Here is a 401-nt window from a genome sequence, read left to right on the forward strand (position 1 = left end):
GCTCGACGCTCATACGGCCGGCCAGTTGCTGGCATTCGTCCGGCGCTTTGTCGCCGGGGGCAAGAGCTGCATCCTGATCTCGCATGTTCTTGGCGAGGTGCTCGGGAATGCCGACCGCATCGTAGTGATGCGCGACGGCAAGGTCGTCGCGTCAGACGCGGCAAAGGTTTTCGATCGCGACAGGCTGATGACGACCATGGGTGGAGCGGAAGCGCGTGAGAAGATCGCGGCCGAAATTGCGACCCAAAAGCCGGAGACCGGCCCGTTGCGGGTCCGGGCCCGCCCCGCACGTCAGCAGGACGGCAACGAGCTTGTCGCGCATGCGGGCGAGATCATCGGCCTTGCCGGGCTTGCCGGCCATGGACAAACCGACCTCCTGCTGGCGATCTTCGCCGCTGCGG

Annotated in this window: 1 pseudogene; it reads left to right on the forward strand. The window is 66.1% G+C overall.

Features of this window, described 5'->3' with window-relative positions:
• Positions 1 to 401 (forward strand): annotated as a pseudogene (locus E5W87_RS20830) (sugar ABC transporter ATP-binding protein); the annotation flags it as partial.

This window comes from Mesorhizobium sp., assembly GCF_004962925.1.
In the GTDB taxonomy this organism is placed as follows: Bacteria; Pseudomonadota; Alphaproteobacteria; order Rhizobiales; family Rhizobiaceae; genus Mesorhizobium.